This is a genomic window from Burkholderia sp. RF2-non_BP3 (genome assembly GCF_001522185.1).
GTDB classification, from domain to species: Bacteria; Pseudomonadota; Gammaproteobacteria; order Burkholderiales; family Burkholderiaceae; genus Burkholderia; species Burkholderia diffusa.
Genome location: NZ_LOSU01000043.1, coordinates 324,345 through 347,513, shown reverse-complemented (window position 1 = coordinate 347,513; position 23,169 = coordinate 324,345). Strand labels below are relative to the sequence as shown.

25 protein-coding genes, 1 other RNA gene and 1 riboswitch are annotated in these 23,169 nt (G+C 69.3%); of the genes, 14 read left to right on the top strand and 12 right to left on the bottom strand.

From position 1 onward, the window contains the following. Positions 1 to 4: 4 nt before the first annotated feature. Positions 5 to 1,831 (bottom strand): autotransporter assembly complex protein TamA, encoded by a 1,827-nt coding sequence (locus WS45_RS23540; protein ID WP_059701907.1) that lies wholly within the window; start codon positions 1,829 to 1,831, stop codon positions 5 to 7. Positions 1,832 to 2,083: 252 nt separating this feature from the next. Between WS45_RS23540 and WS45_RS23535 the strand changes: the two genes are divergently transcribed. The 4 genes from WS45_RS23535 to panD all read left to right on the top strand — a co-directional run bounded on the left by WS45_RS23535 (position 2,084) and on the right by panD (position 4,676). Beyond that, positions 2,084 to 2,272: a DUF3460 family protein gene (locus WS45_RS23535; protein ID WP_044849219.1), complete on the top strand. Its 189-nt coding sequence runs from the start codon at positions 2,084 to 2,086 to the stop codon at positions 2,270 to 2,272. Between the two features lie 4 nt (positions 2,273 to 2,276). Next, positions 2,277 to 3,149 (top strand): segregation and condensation protein A, encoded by an 873-nt coding sequence (locus tag WS45_RS23530; RefSeq protein WP_059527573.1) that lies wholly within the window; start codon positions 2,277 to 2,279, stop codon positions 3,147 to 3,149. Between the two features lie 259 nt (positions 3,150 to 3,408). Beyond that, positions 3,409 to 4,248, top strand: a complete 840-nt coding sequence (gene panC, locus WS45_RS23525; RefSeq protein WP_059528301.1) for a pantoate--beta-alanine ligase — start codon at positions 3,409 to 3,411, stop codon at positions 4,246 to 4,248. A 41-nt stretch (positions 4,249 to 4,289) separates the two neighbouring features. Then, the gene (gene panD, locus WS45_RS23520) at positions 4,290 to 4,676 is read left to right on the top strand and encodes an aspartate 1-decarboxylase (RefSeq protein ID WP_006484038.1); all 387 of its coding nucleotides are present in this window, start codon (positions 4,290 to 4,292) and stop codon (positions 4,674 to 4,676) included. A 142-nt stretch (positions 4,677 to 4,818) separates the two neighbouring features. On the opposite strand, the gene WS45_RS23515 is transcribed toward panD, so the two are convergent. From WS45_RS23515 to WS45_RS23505, 4 genes are all read right to left on the bottom strand, one after another. Further along, the gene (locus WS45_RS23515; protein ID WP_059701905.1) at positions 4,819 to 5,478 is read right to left on the bottom strand and encodes a ParA family protein; all 660 of its coding nucleotides are present in this window, start codon (positions 5,476 to 5,478) and stop codon (positions 4,819 to 4,821) included. Positions 5,479 to 5,606: 128 nt separating this feature from the next. After that, positions 5,607 to 6,020 (bottom strand): DoxX family protein, encoded by a 414-nt coding sequence (locus tag WS45_RS23510; RefSeq protein ID WP_059528303.1) that lies wholly within the window; start codon positions 6,018 to 6,020, stop codon positions 5,607 to 5,609. 164 nt (positions 6,021 to 6,184) lie between these two features. After that, on the bottom strand, positions 6,185 to 6,325 hold the full coding sequence (locus WS45_RS35750; protein WP_175907982.1) for a hypothetical protein: 141 nt from the start codon (positions 6,323 to 6,325) through the stop codon (positions 6,185 to 6,187). An 82-nt stretch (positions 6,326 to 6,407) separates the two neighbouring features. Beyond that, entirely contained in the window at positions 6,408 to 7,910 is a 1,503-nt protein-coding gene (locus tag WS45_RS23505; RefSeq protein WP_059701903.1) for a cobyric acid synthase, read from the bottom strand. 75 nt (positions 7,911 to 7,985) lie between these two features. Here WS45_RS23505 and cobU point away from each other — a divergent pair, with 75 nt between their 5' ends. From cobU to WS45_RS23485, 4 genes are read left to right on the top strand one after another with little or no spacing between them, the layout of a single operon-like run. Beyond that, the gene (cobU, locus tag WS45_RS23500; protein WP_059528305.1) at positions 7,986 to 8,546 is read left to right on the top strand and encodes a bifunctional adenosylcobinamide kinase/adenosylcobinamide-phosphate guanylyltransferase; all 561 of its coding nucleotides are present in this window, start codon (positions 7,986 to 7,988) and stop codon (positions 8,544 to 8,546) included. Continuing rightward, on the top strand, positions 8,540 to 9,484 hold the full coding sequence (gene cbiB, locus WS45_RS23495; RefSeq protein ID WP_059701901.1) for an adenosylcobinamide-phosphate synthase CbiB: 945 nt from the start codon (positions 8,540 to 8,542) through the stop codon (positions 9,482 to 9,484). The genes cobU and cbiB overlap by 7 nt, the downstream gene beginning before the upstream one ends. After that, positions 9,477 to 10,496 (top strand): threonine-phosphate decarboxylase CobD, encoded by a 1,020-nt coding sequence (cobD, locus tag WS45_RS23490; protein ID WP_059701899.1) that lies wholly within the window; start codon positions 9,477 to 9,479, stop codon positions 10,494 to 10,496. The genes cbiB and cobD overlap by 8 nt, the downstream gene beginning before the upstream one ends. Then, positions 10,493 to 11,404: a cobalamin-binding protein gene (locus WS45_RS23485; protein WP_059701898.1), complete on the top strand. Its 912-nt coding sequence runs from the start codon at positions 10,493 to 10,495 to the stop codon at positions 11,402 to 11,404. Before cobD ends, WS45_RS23485 begins: the two co-directional genes overlap by 4 nt. Positions 11,405 to 11,451: 47 nt before the next feature. Here the strand turns inward: WS45_RS23485 and cobC are convergent, their stop codons facing one another. From cobC to WS45_RS23460, 5 genes are read right to left on the bottom strand one after another with little or no spacing between them, the layout of a single operon-like run. Next, positions 11,452 to 12,036, bottom strand: a complete 585-nt coding sequence (cobC, locus tag WS45_RS23480) for an alpha-ribazole phosphatase (RefSeq protein WP_059701896.1) — start codon at positions 12,034 to 12,036, stop codon at positions 11,452 to 11,454. After that, a complete protein-coding gene (locus WS45_RS23475) occupies positions 12,021 to 12,797 on the bottom strand; it encodes an adenosylcobinamide-GDP ribazoletransferase (protein WP_059692241.1) in 777 nt (258 codons plus the stop codon). Before WS45_RS23475 ends, cobC begins: the two co-directional genes overlap by 16 nt. Then, a complete protein-coding gene (cobT, locus tag WS45_RS23470; protein ID WP_059701894.1) occupies positions 12,787 to 13,842 on the bottom strand; it encodes a nicotinate-nucleotide--dimethylbenzimidazole phosphoribosyltransferase in 1,056 nt (351 codons plus the stop codon). The genes WS45_RS23475 and cobT overlap by 11 nt, the downstream gene beginning before the upstream one ends. A gap of 52 nt (positions 13,843 to 13,894) precedes the next feature. Beyond that, positions 13,895 to 14,707 (bottom strand): ABC transporter ATP-binding protein, encoded by an 813-nt coding sequence (locus WS45_RS23465; RefSeq protein WP_059701892.1) that lies wholly within the window; start codon positions 14,705 to 14,707, stop codon positions 13,895 to 13,897. Continuing rightward, positions 14,704 to 15,702 (bottom strand): FecCD family ABC transporter permease, encoded by a 999-nt coding sequence (locus tag WS45_RS23460; protein WP_059528307.1) that lies wholly within the window; start codon positions 15,700 to 15,702, stop codon positions 14,704 to 14,706. Before WS45_RS23460 ends, WS45_RS23465 begins: the two co-directional genes overlap by 4 nt. A 690-nt stretch (positions 15,703 to 16,392) precedes the next feature. After that, positions 16,393 to 16,645: riboswitch (cobalamin riboswitch) on the bottom strand. A gap of 176 nt (positions 16,646 to 16,821) precedes the next feature. Here WS45_RS23460 and WS45_RS23455 point away from each other — a divergent pair. The 5 genes from WS45_RS23455 (at position 16,822) to WS45_RS23435 (ending at position 19,274) form a co-directional block, all read left to right on the top strand. Continuing rightward, positions 16,822 to 17,172 (top strand): hypothetical protein, encoded by a 351-nt coding sequence (locus WS45_RS23455; RefSeq protein ID WP_059701890.1) that lies wholly within the window; start codon positions 16,822 to 16,824, stop codon positions 17,170 to 17,172. Beyond that, entirely contained in the window at positions 17,169 to 17,483 is a 315-nt protein-coding gene (locus WS45_RS23450; RefSeq protein WP_011885730.1) for a cell division protein ZapA, read from the top strand. The genes WS45_RS23455 and WS45_RS23450 overlap by 4 nt, the downstream gene beginning before the upstream one ends. A gap of 80 nt (positions 17,484 to 17,563) precedes the next feature. Next, a non-coding RNA gene (gene ssrS, locus WS45_RS23445) (6S RNA) lies at positions 17,564 to 17,745 on the top strand. 108 nt (positions 17,746 to 17,853) lie between these two features. Next, on the top strand, positions 17,854 to 18,315 hold the full coding sequence (locus WS45_RS23440) for an EVE domain-containing protein (protein ID WP_059701888.1): 462 nt from the start codon (positions 17,854 to 17,856) through the stop codon (positions 18,313 to 18,315). 218 nt (positions 18,316 to 18,533) lie between these two features. Then, the gene (locus WS45_RS23435) at positions 18,534 to 19,274 is read left to right on the top strand and encodes an SIMPL domain-containing protein (protein WP_059701886.1); all 741 of its coding nucleotides are present in this window, start codon (positions 18,534 to 18,536) and stop codon (positions 19,272 to 19,274) included. A 175-nt stretch (positions 19,275 to 19,449) separates the two neighbouring features. On the opposite strand, the gene lgt is transcribed toward WS45_RS23435, so the two are convergent. Both lgt and WS45_RS23425 read right to left on the bottom strand, forming a co-directional pair. After that, positions 19,450 to 20,340: a prolipoprotein diacylglyceryl transferase gene (gene lgt / locus WS45_RS23430; RefSeq protein ID WP_059527617.1), complete on the bottom strand. Its 891-nt coding sequence runs from the start codon at positions 20,338 to 20,340 to the stop codon at positions 19,450 to 19,452. Between the two features lie 89 nt (positions 20,341 to 20,429). Then, a complete protein-coding gene (locus WS45_RS23425) occupies positions 20,430 to 21,347 on the bottom strand; it encodes a LysR substrate-binding domain-containing protein (protein WP_059692236.1) in 918 nt (305 codons plus the stop codon). Positions 21,348 to 21,482: 135 nt separating this feature from the next. Here WS45_RS23425 and ilvD point away from each other — a divergent pair, with 135 nt between their 5' ends. Then, entirely contained in the window at positions 21,483 to 23,156 is a 1,674-nt protein-coding gene (ilvD, locus tag WS45_RS23420) for a dihydroxy-acid dehydratase (protein WP_059692235.1), read from the top strand. The last annotated feature ends 13 nt before the right edge of the window (positions 23,157 to 23,169 follow it).

Here is a 23,169-nt window from a genome sequence, read left to right as displayed (position 1 = left end):
AAGGTCAGAAAGCGATGCCGAGCGTCAGGTACGGGCGCACGCTGTGGTTGCGCAGTCCGTAAGCGACGTCGACGTTGATCGGGCCGACGGGGCTGCGCCAGCGCGCGCCGATGCCGACGCCCGGGTAGAACACCTTCTCGCCCCACGCATCGGTCGCGGTGCCGATGTCGAAGAAGGTCGCGGCGCCCCAGTCGCGGTTGAACCAGTGCTGGTATTCGGCGGTGCCCGTCATCAGGTACTTGGTCGGCAGCACCGAGCCGTCGACGCTGTTGCCGATGCTCTGGTAGCCGTAGCCGCGCACCGAATTCGAGCCGCCCGCGCGAAACAGCAGCGACGCCGGCACACCGGCCGAGCTGCCGCTCGTGAACACGCCGCCGAGCTCCGCGCGGAACACGAACAGGTCGCGCTTGCCGATCGGCACGTACTGCTGGCCGCGCGCGTAGCCGCGGATGAAGGTCTGGTCCGTCAACACGCCCTTAATCGCGAAGCCGGCCTCCGCGTGGATCAGGTTGCCCGAGCGCGGGAACAGTGGATCGTCGACGTTGCGGCGCGTCCATGCCCACTGCGGCACCAGCGCGCGGCTGGTGGTCGGGCCGGCGCCGTTCTGGTCGAGCCGGTCCTGGTAGAACATCAGCGAATACGCGTAGTCGATGAACTGACCGGTGCGGGTGCGCTGCGCGCCGATCCGCGCGCTGTAGATCCGCGTGTCCGACACGTTGGTGTTCGTGTACGACGCGAGCACGCTGTTGGTCCAGCCTTTTTCGCCGGGCGGCATCGACAGCTGGACCTGACCATACTGCTGGATCTGGTCGAGCCGGCCCGACACGGTGAGCGGCCACGCGGCGCCGAACGTGTCGAGATACGTGTAGGAGCCCTGCACATGCGGGCCCGTATCGGTCGCGTAGCCGACGCCGCCGCGAATGTTGTTGTACGGAAACTCGCTGACCTTCACGTGCACGGGCGTGCGCTCGGGCTTCGCCGTATCGTCGCCGACGTCGATCGCGACGCTCGCGTAGTACGGCGTGTTCTGCAGCTGCCGCTGCAGCTCGGTGATCCGCTGCACGTCGTAGATCTCGCCTTCCGACAGCGGATTGACGTTCGTGACGATTTTTTCCGGATAGCGGCGCACGCCGTCGACGTCGACCTTGCCGATCGTAAAAGTCGGACCGCTGTCGAACGTGACGGCCAGCGTCGCGCGCTGCGTGCGCGGATCGACGCGCGCTTCCGACGACGCGATCTTCGCGCCGAGATAGCGGCGCGACTGCAGTTGCTTGAGCGCCGCGCCCTTCGCGCCGTCCCAGTCGGACTGCGTGAACGGGTCGCCCGGCTTCAGCGAGAACGCGAAGCGGGTCGCAGCCTCCTGCTTCGGATCCTCGGTCTCGACCGGGCCCTTGAACGCCAGGTCGACCGTCGACACGACGGTCTGCGGCCCCGGATCGACCGCGACGCGCACGTCGCGCTTGCCGTCGCGCGTGCGCACGTCCGTGCGCACGACCGGCGAGAAATAGCCGGCCGTCGCGGTCAGGTCGCGCACCTGTTGCGGCGTGGCGGTCACGAGGAAGTCGAACTGGTCGTCGCTGATGTCGTCGCGCTTGGCGAAGCGCGCGATGTCGAGATGGGCCTCGAGGAGCTTGCGGATCGCGCGCGGCGAGTCGATCTCGACGTCGTACTTCGCATACGCCGGCAGCACGAAGCACGCGGCGAGGCAGCCCGCGAGGGCCGCCCGGGCCGCCGCGCCGGCGCCGCGCCGCGCGCGACGACCGTGGTGACGCGCCGCGCGCGGGCTCGCCTCATGCGCCGTATGTGCCTGCTGGTTCACCTGACCCGCCAAATATGACCTCGTCCTCGGTTGGTGATTTTGCGGAAAACCCCGTATTTGACCACAGGGCGGTGGCGATGCCCGCACGGGCGCCGCTTTGACGCCTGGACGCAACGCGACGCGCGCGGGGCTGCCGGACGCGCCGCGGGTGTCGCGCCAGCGGATTCGACGCGCGATTGCCGCCGGCTGTTCCCCGCTATGCGGTAAAATCCCGCCATCGCGAACCCGGCGCATCGTGCGCCGCCCGAAACGGAAAGCCAAGCCATGCCGTATCAGTCCGACGTCACGCAATTCCTGAACCAGCTCAAGCAACAGAAGCCGACGCTCGAAGAAGAGCAGCGCAAGGGCCGCTCGCTGCTGTGGGACAAGCAGCCGATCGACCTCGACGAGCGCGCCGAGCAGCAGGAATCGCGCGTGAAGCAAACGTCCTACGTCTACTACCAGAACTTCTGACGACGTGAGCGCCGCCGACGAGGCCAGCGCCGCTCGGCAGGACGACGCGATCGCCGCGCCCGCGGGCGCCGATTCGACGCCCGACACGGTCGACGGTGTCGCGGCGTTCGCACGCCTGTACGGCGAGCCGCTCTTCAAGCTGCCGCAGGATCTCTACATCCCGCCCGATGCGCTCGAGGTGTTCCTCGAGACGTTCGAAGGCCCGCTCGACTTGCTGCTGTACCTGATCCGCAAGCAGAACTTCAACGTGCTCGACATCCCGATGGCGCAGGTCACTGCGCAATATCTGGGCTACGTCGACCAGATCCGCACGTCGAACCTCGAGCTGGCGGCCGAATACCTGCTGATGGCCGCGATGCTGATCGAGATCAAGTCGCGGATGCTGCTGCCGGTCAAGAAGGCCGATACCGGCGAGGAAGCCGAGGATCCGCGCGCGGAACTCGTGCGCCGCCTGCTCGAATACGAGCAGATGAAGCTCGCCGCGCAACGCCTCGACCAGCTGCCGCAGCTCGGCCGCGACTTCCTGCGCGCCGAGGTCTACATCGAGCAGAGCATCACGCCGCGCTTCCCGGACGTCGATTCGGACGACCTGCGCGCCGCGTGGGCCGACGTGCTCAAGCGCGCGAAGCTCGTCCAGCACCACAAGATCTCCCGCGAGGAGCTGTCGGTGCGCGAACACATGAGCCTGATCCTGCGACGGCTGCAGAACGCACGCTTCATGGAGTTCGCCGACCTGTTCGACACGTCGCGCGGCGTGCCGGTCGTCGTCGTGAACTTCATCGCGATGCTCGAACTCGCGCGCGAATCGCTCGTCGAGATCACGCAGGCCGAACCATTCGCGCCGATCTACGTGCGCCTCGCGTACCTGCCCGCGTAACGCGCGCCGCCGCGCCCGCATCACCCCCGCACACCGAAACACACCGCATCCCGCCGCCGGGCCCGCCCGCGCGGCTCGCTCGCGGTGCGCCCGGCTAAAAAGTGAACGATCGTACTTTTTTCGATGCGTCCGGCGGCCAAATCCTCTACAATCCGCCGACGCCCGATGCGCCGCCCGCGCGCCGGCGTTCTCCGCTTCGACCCCGACGCCGCTGTTGCGGCGCCAACGCGCGCCTGCGCGAGGAACCCGCTACCCGATCATGAAAGTCATCAGCTCGATCCAGGAACTGCGCGACCAGTTGCGCGGCCAGAACCGCACGGCGTTCGTGCCGACGATGGGCAACCTGCACGAAGGTCACCTGTCGTTGATGCGCCTCGCGCGCCAGCACGGCGACCCGGTCGTGGCGAGCATCTTCGTCAACCGGCTGCAGTTCGGCCCGAACGAGGATTTCGACAAATATCCGCGCACGCTCCAGGACGACATCGAGAAGCTGCAGAAGGAAAACGTCTACGTGCTGTTCGCGCCGACCGAGCGCGACATGTATCCGGAGCCGCAGGAGTACCGCGTGCTGCCGCCCGACGACCTCGGCGGGATCCTCGAGGGCGAGTTCCGCCCGGGCTTCTTCACCGGCGTGTGCACGGTCGTCGCGAAGCTGATGTCCTGCGTGCAGCCGCGCGTCGCGGTGTTCGGCAAGAAGGATTACCAGCAGCTGATGATCGTGCGCCGGATGTGCCAGCAGCTCGCGCTGCCGGTCGAGATCATCGCGGCCGAGACCGTGCGCGACGAGGACGGCCTCGCGCTGTCGTCGCGCAACCGCTACCTGACGACCGACGAGCGCAAGGAAGCGCCCGAACTCGCGAAGACGCTGCAGCGCGTGCGCGACAGCGTGCTCGGCGGCGAACGCGACCTCGGCAAGCTCGAGCAGACCGCGCGCACGCACCTGGCCGAGCGCGGCTGGGCACCCGACTACATCTCGATCCGCCGCCGCGCGAACCTGATCGCGCCGAGCGCCGCCGAACTCGAAGCCGGCGAGCCGCTCGTCGTGCTCGCGGCCGCGAAACTCGGCGCGACGCGCCTGATCGACAACCTGGAAATCTGACGGGCCGCCCGCCCTCGCCTCTCACGCATCACGGAGATACCATGCAGCGCCATATGCTCAAATCGAAGATCCACCGCGCGGCCGTCACGCACTGCGAGCTGCATTACGAAGGCTCGTGCGCGATCGACGAAGACCTGCTCGAAGCGGCGGGCCTCATCGAAAACGAACGGATCGACATCTGGAACATCAACAACGGCGAGCGCTTCTCGACGTACGCGATCAAGGGCGAGCGCGGCAGCGGGATGATTTCGCTGAACGGCTCGGCGGCGCGGCGCGCGCAACTCGGCGACCTCGTGATCATCGCGGCGTTCGCGATGGTCGATGAAGCCGAGCTGCAGGCCGGCTGGAAGCCGAAGCTCGTGTTCATCGACGAAGGCAACAAGATCAAGGGCCATCGCGATCACGTGCCGACGCAGAACTGGACCTGATTCACGCGGCGGCCGGCGCGCCATGACGGCCGGCGCCGCGCAGCCGCCGATGCGGGAAGGGCCTGATCCGTCACGATGCCGGATCAGGCCCTTCTTCATTCACCCTGCCGCATTAACCTCGCCGGCGTCCGGCCCTCGGCGATCAAGACGCCTTGGCGACCTTCTCCGCTTTCGGCGCGCGCCGCTCGGCCCATTCGACGATCGGCCGCCACTGTTCGAGATCCTTCTCGACGCGGCTTTTCGCGACGTCCCACAGCGTCAGGCCGTGCGCGGCGATCTGCACGTAGTTCTGCGTGTCGCGCACGTAGCCGAGCACCGGCAGCCCGAGCCCTTCGACGAAACGGTGCAGCTGATCGGACGAGCGCGTGCGCGCGTCGACCCGCATCCCGACGATCCCGACCTCCACGCTGCCCTTGCGCACCGCCTTCTCGCCGGCGAGGCGCTCCAGAAACTGCTGGGTCGCGAGAATATCGAACATCGACGGCTGCAGCGGCACGATCACCTTGTCGGCGAGCTGCAGCGCGACGTTGAGCCGGTTGCCGTGCAGGCCGGCCGGCGTGTCGATCACCGCGTATTCGAGGCCGCGCGGCGGCTTCGACGGCGCGTCCGGATCGAGATCCCACGCCTCGATCGTCGGCAGGCCGGCCGGCCGCAGGTCGAGCCACGCATGCGCGGACTGCTGCCGGTCCAGATCGGCGAGCGCGACCCATGCGCCCTGCGCCGCGAAATAGCCGGCAAGATTGGTGGACAGCGTGCTTTTCCCCACGCCGCCCTTCGGATTCGCCACCACGATGACCGTCATGAATTCCCCCGAAAAAGCCACGCGGCGCCTGCCGCCCTGGCAAGCGCCGCTCGATTGCGGATACAGGGAGCGATGATATCGGCAAACGGGGTGTCACCGGAACGGGTTGCGCCGATGCCCGCCCTCTTTTATGCGGTTCGCGTCGCGGCGCGCGGTGCGCCGAGCGCGAACGCGCCGCCGCCCAGCAGCGCCTGCACGGCCAGCGTGACGGCCCAGAACGCCGGATATTCCCAGCCGCCGTTCGGCGACGCGAAGCTCCAGCCGTTGGGCAGATGCGCGGACACCGCGCCGAGCATGAACGGCAGCAGCACCAGCGCGGCGATCCGCACGCGGAAGCCCGCGAGCAGCGCAAGGCCGCCGGCCAGCTCGACGAACGTCGTCACGTACGCGAGCCAGCCCGGCAGGCCGATCGACGCGAAGAACTGCGCGGTGCCGGGCAGCGTGAAGACGAACACCTTCTGCGCGACGTGCGCGAGGTACAGTACGCCGAGTGCGACGCGCAGCAGCGTCGCGCCGAGATCGTTGAGGCGTTGGGGGTTCATGGCGAATTCCTTCATGAGTGGATGAGAATGGATCGCACTCTATTCGAATCGATTCGACCAATAAACACGCGATACGGCTTTAACTGATTCCCAAAAAGAACGAATCGGATCGTAAAAAAGGGCATGACCGATCATGCCCCGCTGCCTGTACCCGGCTACGGATCTCAGCCGCCGCTTTTGCCTTGCGTGGCGTCACCCGAACCGGCCGGCCCGCCGCCCGGTGCGTACGAGTCACATGCGTGCGCCGCCGCCGACGCGCCCAGCAGCGCCGCGAGCAGCACGCCCAACCACCATCGAGCCTTCATCGTCGCGCTCCTTCGGGCGGACCTCCGCCCATCTGAGTTGTACGCGATCCGTCGCAAAATGCCAGGCCGGGCACGCCCTGCGTCAACGGAACTCCGCGTACAGCGCGCGCAAATCGAGATGCTCGGCGAACGAATCGGCCAGCCGCTCCAGCGACGCCTCGCGCAGCGCCGGGTAGTCGATGCGCTCCGCGCCGTCGAGCCCCGCCCACGCGAGCAGTGCCGCGCACGCGTCGGGCGCGTCGAACAGCCCGTGCACGTAGGTCGCGAGGATCTGGCCGTCGGCCGACCGCGCGCCGTCCGCGCGCACGCCGCCCGCTGCGTCGCCCGCCGCCAGTTCCAGCGCGGGCGTCGCGAGCGCGGGCCCGCGCGTATCGCCCATGTGAATCTCGTAGCCGTGCACGGCGGCCGCGCCGGGCAGCGCGAGATGCCCGGTCACGTTCTTCAGCGTCTTGTCCGGCTGCAGCGTCGTGTCGAAATCGAGCAGCCCGAGCCCCGGCACGCTGCCGGGCGCACCTTCGAGGCCGAGCGGATCGTCCAGCGTGCGGCCAAGCATCTGCATGCCGCCGCAGATGCCGATCACCTTGCCGCCATAGCGCAGGTGCCGGCGGATTACCGCGTCCCAGCCCGTGTCGCGCAACCACGCGAGATCGCGCTGCACGCTCTTCGAGCCGGGCAGGATCAGCAGGTCGGCATCCGGCACCGGGCCGCTCTTCCAGTACGTGAACTCGACCTGCGGATGCGCGCGCAGCGGATCGAAATCGGTATGGTTGCTGATCCGCGGCAGCGCGGGCACCACCACGCGCAACACGCCGGCGTCGCCGCGCAAGGCGGCGCTGCGCGCCTGCGACGGCAGCATGTCCTCGGCATCGAGCGTCAATCCGTGCAGGTACGGCAGCACGCCGAACACCGGCTTGCCCGTCTGCGCGCGCAGCCAGTCGAGGCCCGGTTCGAGCAGCTTGATATCGCCGCGAAAGCGGTTGATCACGAAGCCGCGCACGCGCGCGCGCTCGCTGTCCGACAGGCACGCGAGCGTGCCGACCAGATGCGCGAACACGCCGCCGCGGTCGATATCGGCCACCAGCACGACCGGGCAGTCCACGCGTTCCGCGAAGCCCATGTTCGCGATGTCGCCTTCGCGCAGGTTGATTTCGGCCGGGCTGCCCGCGCCTTCGACGAGCACCGTGTCGTAGCCGGCACGCAGCCGCGCGTACGACTCGAGCACCGCGTCGAACGCGACCGGCTTGTAGTCGTGGTACGCACGCGCATCGAAGTTCATGCGCGCCTTGCCGTGGATGATCACCTGCGCGCCGCGATCGCTCGTCGGCTTCAGCAGCACCGGGTTGAAATCGGTATGCGGCGCGACACCCGCGGCGAGCGCCTGCAACGCCTGCGCGCGGCCGATCTCGCCGCCATCGGCCGTCACTGCGCTGTTCAGCGCCATGTTCTGCGGCTTGAACGGCGCGACGCGCGCACCCGCGCGACGCGCGAGGCGGCACAGGCCCGCGACGAGCGTGCTCTTGCCGGCGTCGGACGTCGTGCCCTGGATCATCAACGTGCCGCGCGGCTGCGGTTCGGGTGCATTCATCGTATGCAAGGTCGTGGCGAAGCAAAGGCCGCATTATCGCCCGCGCCGCCACGCGTGCGCCGTTACAATCACGCGATGATTCCGCACGACCTCACTTTCGTCCTCGGCGGCGCGCGCTCGGGCAAGAGCGCGCACGCCGAGCGGCTCGCCGCCGACAGCGGCCGCCCCGTCACCTATATCGCAACCGCGGCCGCGACGGCCGCCGATGCCGAATTCGAACGGCGCATCGCGCATCACCGCGCGCGCCGGCCGGCCGACTGGGGCTTCGCCGATGCGCCCGTCGACCTCGCCGGCACGCTCGCGCGACTCGACGATCCGCGCGCGTGCCTGCTCGTCGACTGCCTGACGCTGTGGCTCACGAACCTGCTGTGCCCGCTCGACGGCGAACCGCTCGACGACGCGCAGTATGCGGCGCAGGTCGAGCGGCTCGAGCACGCGTTGCGCGGTGCGCGCGCGAAGGTGATCGTCGTCAGCAACGAAATCGGGCTCGGCGTCGTGCCGCTCGGATCGGTCACGCGCCGCTACGTCGACGAACTCGGGCGACTGAACCAACGCATCGCCGCGCTCGCGACGCGCGTGACGCTGCTGGTCGCCGGGCTGCCGCTCGAACTCAAGGCGGGAGCGCCGTCATGCTGATGCTGTCGCTGCCGGTCGTCGCGATGCTCGCGGTCGCGGCCGCGATCGTCGATCGCATCGTCGGCGAACCGGCCGGCTGGCATCCGCTCGTCGCGTTCGGCCGGCTCGCCGCGCGCATCGAAGGCGCGCTGAACACGGGGCGGCACGGCCGCATGGTCGGCGTCGCCGCCTGGCTCGCGGCGGTGGTGCCGCCGGTGGCCGTCGCCGCGTGGCTCGCGGCCGTGCTGCCCTGGCCGCTCGCGGCCGCGCTGCACGTCGCGCTGCTGTGGTTCGCGCTCGGCGCGAAAAGCCTCGCCGACCACGTCGCACCGATCGCCGCCGCGCTGCTGCGGCACGACCTCGACGCCGCGCGCGCGCTGACCGCGCGCATCGTATCGCGCGACACCAGCGAAGCCGACGAAGGCGCGCTGTCGCGCGCGGCCGTCGAATCGGCGCTCGAGAACGGCAACGACGCGATCTTCGGCGCGCTCTTCTGGTTCGTCGTCGCGGGCGGCCCCGGCGCGCTGCTGTTCCGGCTCGCGAACACGCTCGACGCGATGTGGGGCTACCGCACGCCGCGCTTCCTGACGTTCGGCTGGGCCGCCGCGCGCCTCGACGACGCGCTCAACTGGATTCCCGCGCGCCTCACCGCCGCGAGCTACGCGCTGCTCGGCGACACGGCCGCAGCATGGCGCTGCTGGCGCACGCAGGCGCGCCACTGGGACAGCCCGAACGCGGGCCCCGTGATGGCCGCGGGCGCCGGCAGCCTGAACGTGCAGCTCGGCGGCCCGGCCGTCTATCACGGCGAAATCGAAGACCGTCCCGCGCTCGGCACCGGCGCGCCGGCGACGGCCGTGCACGTCGTCGCCGCGCTGTCGCTCGTCACGCGCACGCTCGCGCTGTGGCTTGCGCTGCTCGTCGCGAGCGGCGCACTCATCCTCGCTACCCATCATGTCTGACGCACGCATCCCGCACGGCGGCAACCTGCACGAAGCCGCGCGCCGCCACGGCATTCCGTACGACGCGTGGCTCGACCTGTCGACCGGCATCAATCCGGTCGGCTATCCGGTGCCGCCCGTCCCGGCCGACGCATGGCGCCGGCTGCCCGACGACGGCGATACGCTCGCCGCATGCGCGTCTGGCTACTACCACGCACCCGATGCCGCGCACGTGCTGCCGGTCGCCGGCAGCCAGGCCGCGATCCGCGCGTTGCCCGCGCTGCTGCCGACCGGCGACGCCGGTGTCGCCGCGCTCGCGTATGGCGAATACGCCCCTGCGTTCGCGCGCCACGGCCATCGCGTCGTCGCGCTCGACATCGGTGCGGACGTGTTGCCCGCGTCGCTGCGTCACGTCATCGTCGGGAATCCGAATAATCCGACCGCCGAACTCGTTCCGGCCGAACGGCTGCTCGGCTGGCATGCCCAGTTGTCGGCACGCGGCGGTACGCTCATCGTCGACGAGGCATTCGCGGATACGGGCGCCACGCCGTCGCTCGCGCAGTTCACCGATCGTCCGGGCCTCGTCGTGCTGCGCTCGGTCGGCAAGTTCTTCGGACTCGCCGGCATTCGAGCCGGCTTCGTGCTCGCCCGTCCCGAGCTGGTCGCCGCGCTGCGCGACATGCTCGGCGCGTGGACCGTCAGCGGCCCCGCGCGTCACGCGGTCGCCGCCGCATTCGCCGACCACGCATGGCAGGCCGCCGCGCGCATGCGGCTCGCGGCCGACGGCGAGCGCCTCGCCGCGCTGCTGCGCACGCACGGCTTCGCGGTGCACGCGACGCCGCTGTTCAGCTGGACCGACGACCCGCGCGCCGCCGCGCTGCACACGGCGCTCGCCGCACACGGGATCTGGACGCGATACTTTGCACGACCGTCGAGCGTGCGCGTCGGCCTGCCGGGCAACGAAGCCGAATGGCGGCGCGTCGCCGACGCACTCTCGCAGTGTGTCCCGACGCTGCCACAGGCAGCCGCATGACCGCCTGCCTGCTCCGCCGGCTGCCGGCCCTCGCGTCGCTGATCGCGCTCGCACCCTTCGCTCACGCCGACGTCGCGACCCGCGACGATGCCGGCAATACGGTCACGCTGCCCGCACCGGCGCAACGCGTGATCAGCCTCGCGCCGCATGCGACCGAGCTGGTCTACGCGGCCGGCGGCGGTGCGAAACTGGTCGGCACGGTCACGTACAGCGACTACCCGCCCGCCGCGCAGGCCGTGCCGCGTGTCGGCGACAACAAGGCGCTCGACCTCGAGCGAATCGCCGCGCTGAAGCCCGACCTGATCGTCGTCTGGCGACACGGCAACGCCGAGCGGCAAACCGATGCGCTGCGTGCGCTGCACATTCCGCTGTTCTTCAGTGAACCGAAACATCTCGACGACGTGGCCACGTCGCTGCGCCGGCTCGGCACGCTGCTCGGCACCGAGCCGGTCGCCGACGCGGCAGCGGCATCGTTCTCGCGCGACATCGCGGCGCTGCGCGCGCGTTACGCGGCACGCCCGCCGGTCACGATGTTCTTCCAGGTATGGGACCGCCCGCTGACGACGCTCAACGGCGCGCATCTGTTCAACGAAGTCATCTCGCTGTGCGGCGGCCGCAACGTGTTCGCGGCGCTGAAGCCGCTCGCGCCGACCGTCACCGACGAGGCCGTGCTTGCGGCGAATCCGGAAGCGATCGTGACGACGAGTGCCGGCGCGACACGTTCGGACGCACCGCTGCCGAGCCTCGCGCGCTGGCGTGCATGGCCCGCGCTGACGGCCGTGGCGCGCAACAACCTGTTCGCGATCGACGGCGATCTGCTGACCCGGCCATCGCCGCGAATCGCGCAAGGCGCGGCCGCGCTGTGCGAGGATCTCGACGCCGCCCGGGCGCGGCGGCCGGTGCGCTGATTCCGGGCTTCGATGCCCTTCCGCGCGTCAGGCGAGCAAGCGGTTGCCTAAGCGTCCCAGTGGACGACGTCCCATGTGCGGGCGGCATCCTCCGTCCGCAACCAGACGACGCCGCCCGTCGGCACCGGTCGCGACAGCAGCGTATCGAGTGGCACGCGCAACGCATGCGACGCGAATGCGCGAATCACGCCTGCGTGCGTGAGCGCCCATTGCGGCGCATCGGTCCGCGCGACCGCGTCCGCGATCCGCGCGACGCGCGCGGCGAACCGTGCGACGCTTTCGCCGCCATGCGCGCACGCATGCATCAGGTCGGCCGCCCACGCATCGAGCGCCGCGCGGTCGATATCGTCCCAGCGACGCAGCTCCCACGCGCCGAAGTCCATTTCCTGCCAGCCCGCGTCACGCCGCAGCGGCACGTCGAACGCCTGCGCAAGCCGCTCGGCGACCGACGCGCAACGCGTCAGCGGGCTCGTCCAGACCTGCCCGGGCAACGGCGCCCCGAGCGCCGCCAGACGCTCACGCACGGCCCGCGCCCCCGCCTCGGCCGACGCGGCGAGCGGCACGTCGCTGCGTCCGTAGCAAACGCCCGGTTCGACATCGACGGCCGGATGGCGAATCAGGACGAAATCCATCCGAGCACCACGAGATAGATCGCCAGTTCGCTCAACTGCTGCGCGAAACCGAGGCAGTCGCCTGTATACCCGCCGATCCGCTTCACGAAATAGCGGGCCGCCCATGCGCGCACGAGCGCGAGCGCGACGAGCGCCGCGAGGCCCGCGCGCCAGTCCGGCCAGAACAGCCACGGCAGCCCGAATGCGGCCGCGATCCAGGCCGCGCGTGCGCCCATGCGTTGCGCGACCGGTTTCGCCTTGCCTTCCGGCCGGACATAGTCGAGCGACATCAGCAGGCTCACGGCCCCCGCGCGGCTCGCCGCATGCGCGGCGATCATCGTCCACGCGGCGCGCAGCGGCGGCATGGCCGCGAGCGCCTGCCATTTCAGGCCGAGCGCGATCACGAGCGCGACCGCGCCGAACGTGCCGATTCGCGAATCGTGCATGATGCGCAACACGTCGTCTCGTGCGTAGCCGCCGCCGAACGCATCGCAGCTGTCGGCCAGGCCATCCTCGTGGAACGCGCCGGTCGCGAGCAGCGTCGCGGCCATCGAGAGGCCAACCGCGATCGACGCGGGCAACACGCGCAGTGCCGCGAGATAGACGAGCGCGCCCCACGCGCCGACGCACGCGCCGACCAGCGGGAAGTAACGTGCGGCCTGGTCGAGATCGCCGGCGGCGTAGCCGATCGCGCGCGGCACCGGCACGCGCGTGAAATAGCCGAGCGCGACGAAGAAATAGCGCAGTTCGGCGCGTATACCGTTCGCGCGCTCAGGCGTCACGATTGTCGACGCCTGCGGATTCGAAGCTCGCCATCTCGGTAAGGAACGCGACCGCCGCGCGCACCAGCGGCAGCGCGAGCGCGGCGCCCGTGCCTTCGCCGAGGCGCAGGTCGAGCGCGAGCAGCGGCTTCGCGCCGAAATGCTCGAGCATGCGCCGGTGCCCGGCCTCGTGCGACGCATGCGAGAACACGCAGTAGTCGCGCACGCCGGGCGCGATGCGCTCGGCGACCAGCAGCGCGGCCGTGGCGATGAAGCCGTCGACGAGGATCGTCATCCGCTCGCTCGCGGCCGCGAGATACGCGCCCGTCATCATCGCGATCTCGAAACCGCCGAACGTCGCGAGCACGTCGAGCGGCGCGATCACATGCGAATGCCGAACGAGCGCGCGGCCGAGCACCGCGCGCTTGTGCGCGAGCCCCTGGTCGTCGAGGCCCGTGCCGCGCCCGACGCACGCGTCGATCGGCACGTCGAGCAGCCGGCTCATCAGGCACGCAGCCGACGACGTGTTCGCAATCCCCATTTCGCCGAAGCCGATCACGTTCGTGCCGAGCGAGGCGTGCAGGCGCACGCGCGCCGCACCGGCGGCGAGCGCCGTCTGCGCCTCGTCGGGCGTCATCGCCGGTTCGGCCGCGAAGTTGCGCGTGCCGCGCGCGACCGGCAGCGACACGAGCCGGTCGGACACCGGCAGCGGCGACGCGACGCCCGCATCGACGATCTCGAGCACGCTCTGCGCGACACCCGAGAACGCGTTGATCGCCGCGCCGCCGGCCAGGAAGTTGGCGACCATCTGCGCGGTGACCGCCTGCGGATACGGACTCACGCCCTCGGCCGCGATCCCGTGGTCGCCCGCGAACACGATCGTCACCGGACGCTGTACGTGCGGCGTCTCGGTGCGCTGGATCAGGCCGACCTGCAGCGCGAGCGCCTCGAGCTGGCCGAGACTGCCGGGCGGCTTGGTCTTGTGATCGATCACATGCTGCAGGCGCTTGCGCAGCGTCTCGTCGAGCGGCGCGATCGCGGGCGGGAAGTCGGTCGGATTCGTCATCGGAAGGTTGCCTCGTTGGCGCGGCCGGTGCCGCGCATCGAAAGAAGGAAGTTCATCGTCGCTCGGGCCACGCGGGCAGCAGCGCGTCGCGGCCGTTCTCGCGGATCAGCACGAGCGGATAGCCGAACGCATCGCTCGCACGCGCCGGCGTCAGCACGTCGTGCACGGGGCCCGCCCACGCATGGCCGCGGCCGTCGAGCAACAGCGCGTGCGTCGCGTAACGCCGCGCGAGATTCAGGTCGTGGCACGAAAACAGCACCGTGCGCGGACCCGCGTCGAGCCATGCGCTCAGCGCGGTCAGGCCATCGATCTGGTGATGCAGGTCAAGGTGGGCGAGCGGTTCGTCGAGCAGCATCAGCGGCGCGTCCTGGCACAGCGTCGCGGCCAGCGCGACGCGCTGTCGCTCGCCGCCCGACAGCGACAGCACGTCGCGCGACGCGAGTGCGGTCAGCCCGAACGTCGCGAGCGCGTCGCGCGCGGCCGCGCGGTCGCCGTCGCGCTCCCAGCCCCAGCCGCCGAGATACGGAAAGCGGTTGAGCAGCACCGTGTCGAATACCGTCGCGCTGAACGCGTCGTGCAATTGCTGCGGCATCAGTGCGCGACGCCGGGCGAGCTGTTCGGGCGGCCATGCGGCGAGCGGCCGGCCGTCGATCTCGACGTGGCCGCGGGCCGGTCGCTGCAGGCCCGCGAGCGTCGCGAGCAGCGTCGTCTTGCCCGCGCCGTTCGGCCCCGCGACACACCAGATCTCGCCGGGACGGAACGCCTGGGTGAAGCCGTCGAGCAGCGTCCGTTCGCCGGCCGTCAGCGTGAGATCGATCGCCGCATAGGTCATTTCGCCGGCAGCGCGCGGTGCGGCGTGCGTCATCGCATCGGTCTCCTCAGCAACATCCACAGGAACACCGGCACGCCGATCAACGCGGTCATCACGCCGACCGGCAATTGCGCGGGCGCGATCGCGGTGCGCGCGAGCAGGTCGGCGGCCATCACGCCGCCGCCGCCCGCAAGCATCGCGGCCGGCAGCAGCATGCGCTGGTCGTTGCCGAATGCGAGCCGCAGCGCGTGCGGCACGACGAGGCCGACGAAACCGATCGTGCCGGCCGTCGTCACCGCGGCCGCGGCGGCCAGCGACGCGACGAGGTAGATCCGCACGCGAACTCGCGCGACCGGCACGCCGAGCGCGAGTGCGGTCGCGTCGCCGCGCAGCAGCACGTTGAGCTGCGGCGCGGCCGGCAGCGCGACGCATGCAGCCACCAGCAGCGCCCCCCATGCGAACCACGGCGCCGTCACGCCGTTCAGGTCGCCCGTCAGCCAGAAGATGATGCCGCGCAGTCGCGCATCGGGCGCGAGCGACAGCAGCAGCGTGACGAGCGCGCCCCACCCGGCCGCGATCACGACACCCGTGAGGAGCAGCCGCGGCGACGCGTCGCGCGAGTCGCCGCGCCACAGCTCGCGGCGAGCAAGGCCGAGCACGAGCGCGACCGATACGAGCGCGCCGGCGAATGCGGATGCATCGACGAGCCACCACGCGCCGCCCGCGATCATCGCGACGAGCGCGAAGCCGGCCGCGCCGCCGGACACGCCGAGCACATACGGCTCCGCGAGCGGATTGCGCAGCAGCACCTGCAGCAGTGCACCGGCCAGCGCAAGCAACGCGCCGCACGCGAACCCCGCGAGCGCACGCGGCAGCCGCAGCGTGCGCACGATGTCGGCGAACAATGCGTCGCCGCCGTGCGGCACGAGCGACGCGAGCGCCTGCCACGGCGACATCGGCACGCTGCCGATCGACAGCGATGCGACGAACAGCAACGCGACCACGGCCGCGAGCGCGGCCCAGATCGCGGCGGCACGCGCGGCGCTCATGCGCGGTACGGCGTCGCGCACGACGCACGACGCTTCCGCTGACCGTCGTGGCCGGCCGGGCGCGGCACCGGCGTCGCGCTCCGGCGTGTGGCAGGTATACGCAAGCTCGTCATCCTCGTCGAACAGGTTGTTGAAGCATGCACGGGCGAACCGCGACCCGGTGATGTCGTCGCGGGCACGGCGCGGATGCCGTGCCCGCGTGCGGCAATGCCAGCGATGCGCGGCCGATGGCGGACAATAGCGCGCGCCACGAACGGCACCCCGATTCCCGCGTTTCGCCGATCGCATCCCGCAAGCGATCGGCCGGCCGAACGTCGGTCGCACCGGCGTGACACGACCACGACCCATCGAGCCGCACCTGCGTGCGGCCGACATTCTGCGCAATATAGTGGAAGCCGCCGCATCGGGTCGATCGGCATCGCGGTTGCGTCGCCGTCAGGCATGATCGGCGCGGCGACCGCGACTTCCAGCGGCAACGGTGCGTCGGCGCGCGGCACGACCGATCCCGGCACCGCAACGACCTGCGTCGTCGATCCGGGCAAACCAGCCGCCGCGATGCGCACGACGGCGGGATGCGGCACGCCGCGGCGTGCGCCGGAGGCCGTGCGGACGATTGGGGTCAGCATCGAAGACAAGTCCCGTGAAGCACTGCGCGCCCCGCTTCCCCGCAGGTCACGCGTCATGAAGCCGTGCAGGCTCCTCACCTCGGCCGGTATCCGGGCTGGCGGCGTACCGGCTCGCCTTCCCGCGCGGATCACGCGCAGTGGCCCGCGTCCGCGTGCGACCTGCACGCGAAACGCGCCCGAGCCGGCCTGCGTCGTCCGACGCGGCCGCTTACCGTTGCGGGGGCAGCGCAGGTTGGCGATCTCCATGCGGAGCGCGCGCCCTGCTTCCCGTTTAACCGCGCGACGCACGCGCGAGCACCGAGGCGGCGCCAGTTTAGGAGCGGGTCGCGCGAGCGTCAAGAAAGCGGCCGAACGTATGCCGGGAGCGCGCGGCGAACGCGCTGCAGCCGCGTATTCGCGGCAAGAAGCCGGGGTGTTACGACTGGAAACGTTACAGATGTCGGAATGCGCGTTATTCCGCGCTAAAATGCTGGGTCTTTAGAGGACGCAGCAAATGCTCAACGAACTCGAAACCTTATCTCAAAATATTGGCCGTCTGATCTCGCTGAACAAGCGCTATCACTCGGAACGGCTCGCGCTCGAGGAGCAAGTCGCGCAAATGCGCGCGGAAGCGGACACGGTCCGCGCGGAACTCGCGCAACTGCGCGACGAACGCAATGCGCTCGCGGCCGAGCGCGACACGCTGTCGGCAAAGATCGATGACGCCCAGGTCAAACTGAACGCGATTCTCGAAAAACTGCCGCGTACGAAGAGCGCGGAGCAAACCGACAACCAGCTCGACCTGCTGGATGCGCAGGCGCGCACGGATGGCGATGACGCGGCCAGCCACGGAGAACATGCATGAGCACCAAGCAGATCGAAGTCTCGATTCTCGGTCAGCCCTATCGGCTCGCCTGTTCGGCCGAGACCGAAGCGGCGCTGCTCGAGGCCGTCGCACGCGTCGACGCCGAAATGTCGAAGATCCGCGCGAACAGTTCGGTGCGCGGCACCGACCGTATCGCGGTGATGGCGGCCCTGTCGCTCGCATCCGAATTGCTGCGACTGCAAACGAGCGTGCGTCACGGTGAAGCATTTCCGGCGGAAGAAATCCGTCGTACAATGCACCAGATGAACGAACAGCTCGGCGCGGTGCTCGCACAGCACGAGACGCAGTAACGTTTGATCGATGCGTCGATTCCCCTTGATCTCGGCGATCAACGGTGGTCAAATTGGCGCAACGAAACACAGTTCAGTCAGCTTCCCTGCCTGGTTCGCCAAGGTCATATATTCCTTGAACCAATGCCATGTGCACGGTTGCGGAAATTTGTAGCACGGGCGCGCGCGTCACTCTGTCTGATGTACCCGAAGTGCTGCTAACTGCGACCAATTCTGAACCTCAGGTTCAGGATGCCGGCCTAGCGGCCAAGGCGGGGGCCTATCCAACGGCATCGGGGATCCCGATGCCGTTTCCTTTTTCAGGGTCTGTTTGCATGCGGAACGCGCATGCAAACAGACCTTCATGCCCTTTCTGCGTCGATTACGATCCATGCAATACTGGCTCATGAAGTCCGAACCGGACGAAGCAAGCATTGACGATCTCGCGCACGCGCCGCAGCACTCGCTGCCGTGGACCGGTGTGCGCAATTATCAGGCGCGCAATTTCATGCGCGACACGATGAAGATCGGCGACGGCGTGCTGTTCTATCACTCGAGCTGCCCTGAGCCGGGCATCGCGGGCATCGCCGAAGTCTCGTCGACGCCCTACCCCGACCCCACCCAGTTCGATCCGAAAAGCCCGTATTACGATCCGAAGTCGACGCAGGAATCGCCGCGCTGGCTGCTCGTCGACGTGCGCTTCGTGAAGAAGTCGCCGCTCGTGCCGCTCGCCGCGCTGCGCGAGCATGACGAACTCGCCGACATGCGCGTGCTCGCGCGCGGCAACCGGCTGTCGATCACGCCCGTCACGCGCGCCGAGTGGCGCTTCATCACCGAAAAGCTGATGAAGTAGGCGCGCACAGTCGGCGCACGCGTCGGCCCACGCAACAGACACACGCCAAAGGTCAAATCCGGTCAATACGCGCCGCCGCCACGGAACTCGCGGCGCGTTCGTGCAGCCTAAGCAACCGCTGTCGCCCGATCGGGACGACGGCCGTTTTTTCGTCGCGCGGTACGCCCGCGTCGCGCACGCGTGATCCGCATGCGCGCCCTCGCACAAGGAGTCCAACAATGACCAAGAAATCCGCACTCGCGCTGTCGCTCGCCCTCGCCGCCGCCGTGCCCGTCGCGCTGACGCTCGCATCGCCGGCCGCGCACGCGCAAACCGCGAACCCGCACTTTCCGGAACCGGCGGGCGTGCTGTCGCTGTCGTCGCAGGCCAGCGCCGACGTGCCGCAAGACATCATCCACATCACGCTGTTCTACGAACAGCAGGCGAAGGACCCGGGCAGCCTGACGTCCGCGCTCAACCAGCGCGCCGACGCGGCGCTCGCGCAGGCGAAGGGCGTATCGGGCGTCACCGCGCACACCGGCGCGTTCTCCGTGTATCCGAGCACCGATCGCGACGGCAAGATCTCCGCATGGCGCGGCCGTACGGAAGTCGTGCTCGAATCGCGCGATTTCGCGGCGGCGTCGAAGCTCGCGGGCCAGTTGTCGAACCAGATGCAGATCGCGAACGTCGAGTTCTCGCTGTCGCCCGAAGCGCAGCGCGCGGCCGAGCAGAAGCTCACGACCGAAGCGATCAAGTCGTTCCGCGCGCGCGCGGACGAAGCCGCGAAGGCCTTCGGCTACAACAGCTACTCGATCCGAGACGTGAACGTCGGCGGCAGTCGCAACGTGCAGCCGTACCCGCGCATGATGGCGATGGCCGCGGCACCGATGGACAGCGCGAAGATGAGCGCGCCGATCGCGGTCGAAGGCGGCAAGGCGACCGTGTCGGTCACGGTCAACGGCTCCGTGCAGATGAAGTAACGCACGTCGCGCAACGCGCGGCAGATGTGAAAACGCCGGCCTTCGGGCCGGCGTTTTTCATTCGGGATCCTGCGATCGATGCGCACGCCGATCGTACGCATCCGCATCGCATCACGCGTCATGCGTCATGCGTCACACAGCTCGCGCATGACGCGACCGCATGACGCATGCAACATCAAGCCGCCACGCTCGCCGCGCGGCGACGATACGCCCACACCAGCAGCGCGATGCCCGCGAGAATCATCGGCAACGACAGCCACTGCCCCATCGACAGACCGAGGGCGAGCAGGCCGAGGAAGTCGTCCGGTTCGCGCGCGAATTCGACCGTGAAGCGTGCGAGCCCGTAGCCGATCAGGAACAGCGCGGATATCGCGCCCATCGGCCGCGGCTTGCGCGAGAAGAAGAACAGCACGAAGAACAGCGCAATGCCTTCGAGCGCGATCTCGTAGAGCTGCGAAGGATGGCGCGGCAGCATCTGGTACTGCATGAACACGTCGGCAAGGTGCCACTGCTCGACGAGCGCCGGATGCTTCGGCAGCCATGCCGCGTCGTCGCGCATCGCGCCCGGGAACAACATCGCCCACGGCGCGTTCGGATCGGTCACGCGGCCCCACAGCTCGCCGTTGATGAAGTTGCCGAGCCGCCCGGCCGCGAGCCCCGTCGGCACCATCGGCGCGACGAAGTCGGTGACCTGCAGCCAGTGGCGCTTGCGCTGCCACGCGAACAGCGCCATCGCGAGCGTCACGCCGAGAAAGCCGCCGTGGAACGACATCCCGCCTTCCCACACCTTGAACACGTCGAGCGGATGCGAGAAGTAGAAGTCGGCCTTGTAGAACAGCACGTAGCCGAGCCGGCCGCCGAGCACGGTGCCGAGCACGCCGTAGAACATCATGTCGTCGATGTCCTTGGCGGTCCAGCCCTGCGCCGCGACGTGCGGCAGCTTCAGACGGATCCGGCCGACGACGATCGCCGCGATGAAGCCGACGAGATACATGAGGCCGTACCAGCGCACGGCCAGCGGCCCGAGATGGATCGCTACGGGGTCGAAATTCGGGTGAATGATCATGGGTTAGCGATGAAGTTTTCGAATGCGGTACGGCGCGCCCACCGGCGCCGCACCGCGCATTGGACGGCGCCGGCGCGCCATCGTTCGCATCATGCGGCGAGACCGTGCGCGCGCACGACGTCGATGAAGCCGGCGAGCACGGGGCTGACATCGCCCGTGCGCCACACGAGGCCCGTCTCGACGACCGGCGCGTCGCCGGCGAGCGGCCGGTAGACCACGCCGGTGCGCCGCAGGTTACGCAACGACTGCGGCACCAGTGCGACGCCCATGCCGGCCGACACGAGGCTGACGATCGTCTGCATCTGGATCGCCTCCTGGCCGATGCGCGGGGTTTCCCCCGCCGCGCCGTAGCAGCCCGTAATGATGTCATAAAAGCCGGGCGCCAAACGACGCGGGAAGATGACGAGCGGCAGCGCGGCCAGCTCGGCCAGATGCACGGGTTCGTCTTCGGGCACGCCGGACGCCGCGGCCGCCGGCATCGCGACCACCAGCGGCTCGCGCACGACCGGCAGGTACGACAGCCCGGCCGCGTGGCGCGGCGGCACCGGCGGAATCACGAGCCCCGCGTCGATGCGGCCCGCGACGAGTTCGTCGATCTGCACGTCGCTCGTCGCCTCCGCGAGTTGCAGCCGCACCTGCGGATAGCGTGCGCCGAACGCGCGCAGCAGCGACGGCAGCAGCCCGTAATCGGCGGTCGACACGAACGCGAGCGACAGCGAGCCGGCTTCGCCGCGCGCGAGACGCCGCGCGAGCGGCGGCAGCGCGTCGGCCGACGCGAGCAGCCGGCGGACGTCGGGCAGCAGCGCCGCACCGACCGCCGTCAGCGCGACCGAGCGCTTGGTACGCGCGAACAGCGCGACGCCGAGCGCGTCCTCGAGCGCCCGAATCGCTTGCGACAGCGGCGGCTGCGTCATCGACAGGCGCTCGGCCGCACGGCCGAAATGGCGCTCGTCGGCAACGGTCACGAAATAGCGCCACTGGCGCAGATCGGGCGTCGGGTCAGCCATATTTCACTCATTCGCAAAACGACTTAATAAGCGACAAATAATATATTGGACATCCCAAACCGGAAACTCCATTCTTGATTGATCCGAACCGGCGCGCCGTTCGCGGGCGTCGCCAATACAACGATGGAGTCCCCCATGCCGTACAACCGTCGCTCGAAGCACATCACGCAAGGCGTGGCCCGTTCGCCGAACCGCTCGATGTATTACGCCCTCGGCTACCGGAAGGACGATTTCGACAAGCCGATGATCGGCATCGCGAATGGCCATTCGACGATCACGCCGTGCAACTCGGGCCTGCAGCGGCTGTCGGACGCGGCCGTCGCGGCGGTGAAGGCGGCCGATGCGAACCCGCAGATCTTCGGCACGCCGACGATCTCGGACGGCATGTCGATGGGCACCGAGGGCATGAAGTACTCGCTCGTGTCGCGCGAAGTGATCGCCGACTGCATCGAGACCTGCGTGCAGGGCCAGTGGATGGACGGCGTGGTGGTGGTCGGCGGCTGCGACAAGAACATGCCCGGCGGGATGATCGCGCTCGCGCGCCTGAACGTGCCGGGCATCTACGTGTACGGCGGCACGATCCGCCCCGGCCACTGGAAGGGCCGCGACCTGACGATCGTGTCGTCGTTCGAGGCGGTCGGCGAGTTCACCGCGGGCCGGATGTCGCAGGAAGATTTCGAAGGGGTTGAGCAGAACGCGTGCCCGACGTCGGGGTCGTGCGGCGGGATGTACACCGCGAACACGATGAGCTCGTCGTTCGAGGCGCTCGGCATGTCGCTGATGTACTCGTCGACGATGGCGAACCCCGATCAGGAGAAGGTCGACTCGGCCGCCGAATCGGCGCGCGTGCTGGTCGAGGCCGTGAAACGCGACCTGAAGCCGCGCGACATCATCACGAAGGCGTCGATCGAGAACGCGGTGTCGCTGATCATGGCGACCGGCGGCTCGACCAACGCGGTGCTGCACTATCTCGCGATCGCGCACGCGGCCGAGGTCGACTGGACGATCGACGACTTCGAACGCATCCGCAAGCGCGTGCCGGTGATCTGCGACCTGAAGCCGTCCGGCCAGTACGTCGCGACCGACCTGCACCAGGCCGGCGGCATCCCGCAGGTGCTGCGGATCCTGCTCGATGCTGGGCTGCTGCACGGCGACTGCATCACGATCACCGGCCGCACGATCGCCGAGGAGCTGAAGGATGTGCCGGGCGTGCCGCGCGCGGACCAGAAGGTGATCTTCCCGATCGATCGCGCGCTGTACAAGGAAGGGCATCTCGCGATCCTGAAGGGCAACCTCGCGGAAGACGGCGCGGTCGCGAAGATCACCGGCCTGAAGAACCGGGTGATCACGGGCCCGGCGCGCGTGTTCGACGACGAGCAAAGCGCGATGGACGCGATCCTCGGCGACCGGATCCGCGCGGGCGACGTGCTGGTGCTGCGCTATCTCGGCCCGCAAGGCGGCCCCGGCATGCCGGAAATGCTCGCGCCGACGTCGGCGATCATCGGCAAGGGGCTCGGCGAATCGGTCGGCTTCATCACCGACGGCCGCTTCTCGGGCGGCACCTGGGGGATGGTGGTCGGGCACGTCGCGCCCGAGGCCTTCGTCGGCGGCACGATCGCGCTCGTGCAGGAAGGCGACTCGATCACGATCGATGCGCACCGGCTGGTGCTGCAGCTGAACGTCGACGACGCCGAGCTCGCGCGCCGGCGCGCTGCGTGGAAGCAGCCGGCGCCGCGCTACACGCGCGGCGTGCTCGCCAAGTACGCGGCCCTCGCGCGCCCGGCGAACAAGGGTGCCGTCACCGGCTAATGCGGCACGCAGG

Bases quoted from the DNA above. Each gene is read 5' to 3' on its own strand.
- WS45_RS23535 (WP_044849219.1), top strand. From the start codon at position 2,084: ATGCCGTATCAGTCCGACGTCACGCAATTCCTGAACCAGCTCAAGCAA.
- panC (WP_059528301.1), top strand. From the start codon at position 3,409: ATGAAAGTCATCAGCTCGATCCAGGAACTGCGCGACCAGTTGCGCGGC.
- panD (WP_006484038.1), top strand. From the start codon at position 4,290: ATGCAGCGCCATATGCTCAAATCGAAGATCCACCGCGCGGCCGTCACG.
- WS45_RS23515 (WP_059701905.1), bottom strand. From the start codon at position 5,478: ATGACGGTCATCGTGGTGGCGAATCCGAAGGGCGGCGTGGGGAAAAGC.
- WS45_RS23510 (WP_059528303.1), bottom strand. From the start codon at position 6,020: ATGAACCCCCAACGCCTCAACGATCTCGGCGCGACGCTGCTGCGCGTC.
- WS45_RS35750 (WP_175907982.1), bottom strand. From the start codon at position 6,325: ATGAAGGCTCGATGGTGGTTGGGCGTGCTGCTCGCGGCGCTGCTGGGC.
- WS45_RS23505 (WP_059701903.1), bottom strand. From the start codon at position 7,910: ATGAATGCACCCGAACCGCAGCCGCGCGGCACGTTGATGATCCAGGGC.
- cobU (WP_059528305.1), top strand. From the start codon at position 7,986: ATGATTCCGCACGACCTCACTTTCGTCCTCGGCGGCGCGCGCTCGGGC.
- cbiB (WP_059701901.1), top strand. From the start codon at position 8,540: ATGCTGATGCTGTCGCTGCCGGTCGTCGCGATGCTCGCGGTCGCGGCC.
- cobD (WP_059701899.1), top strand. From the start codon at position 9,477: ATGTCTGACGCACGCATCCCGCACGGCGGCAACCTGCACGAAGCCGCG.
- WS45_RS23485 (WP_059701898.1), top strand. From the start codon at position 10,493: ATGACCGCCTGCCTGCTCCGCCGGCTGCCGGCCCTCGCGTCGCTGATC.
- cobC (WP_059701896.1), bottom strand. From the start codon at position 12,036: ATGGATTTCGTCCTGATTCGCCATCCGGCCGTCGATGTCGAACCGGGC.
- cobT (WP_059701894.1), bottom strand. From the start codon at position 13,842: ATGACGAATCCGACCGACTTCCCGCCCGCGATCGCGCCGCTCGACGAG.
- WS45_RS23465 (WP_059701892.1), bottom strand. From the start codon at position 14,707: ATGACGCACGCCGCACCGCGCGCTGCCGGCGAAATGACCTATGCGGCG.
- WS45_RS23460 (WP_059528307.1), bottom strand. From the start codon at position 15,702: ATGAGCGCCGCGCGTGCCGCCGCGATCTGGGCCGCGCTCGCGGCCGTG.
- WS45_RS23455 (WP_059701890.1), top strand. From the start codon at position 16,822: ATGCTCAACGAACTCGAAACCTTATCTCAAAATATTGGCCGTCTGATC.
- WS45_RS23450 (WP_011885730.1), top strand. From the start codon at position 17,169: ATGAGCACCAAGCAGATCGAAGTCTCGATTCTCGGTCAGCCCTATCGG.
- WS45_RS23440 (WP_059701888.1), top strand. From the start codon at position 17,854: ATGCAATACTGGCTCATGAAGTCCGAACCGGACGAAGCAAGCATTGAC.
- WS45_RS23435 (WP_059701886.1), top strand. From the start codon at position 18,534: ATGACCAAGAAATCCGCACTCGCGCTGTCGCTCGCCCTCGCCGCCGCC.
- lgt (WP_059527617.1), bottom strand. From the start codon at position 20,340: ATGATCATTCACCCGAATTTCGACCCCGTAGCGATCCATCTCGGGCCG.
- WS45_RS23425 (WP_059692236.1), bottom strand. From the start codon at position 21,347: ATGGCTGACCCGACGCCCGATCTGCGCCAGTGGCGCTATTTCGTGACC.
- ilvD (WP_059692235.1), top strand. From the start codon at position 21,483: ATGCCGTACAACCGTCGCTCGAAGCACATCACGCAAGGCGTGGCCCGT.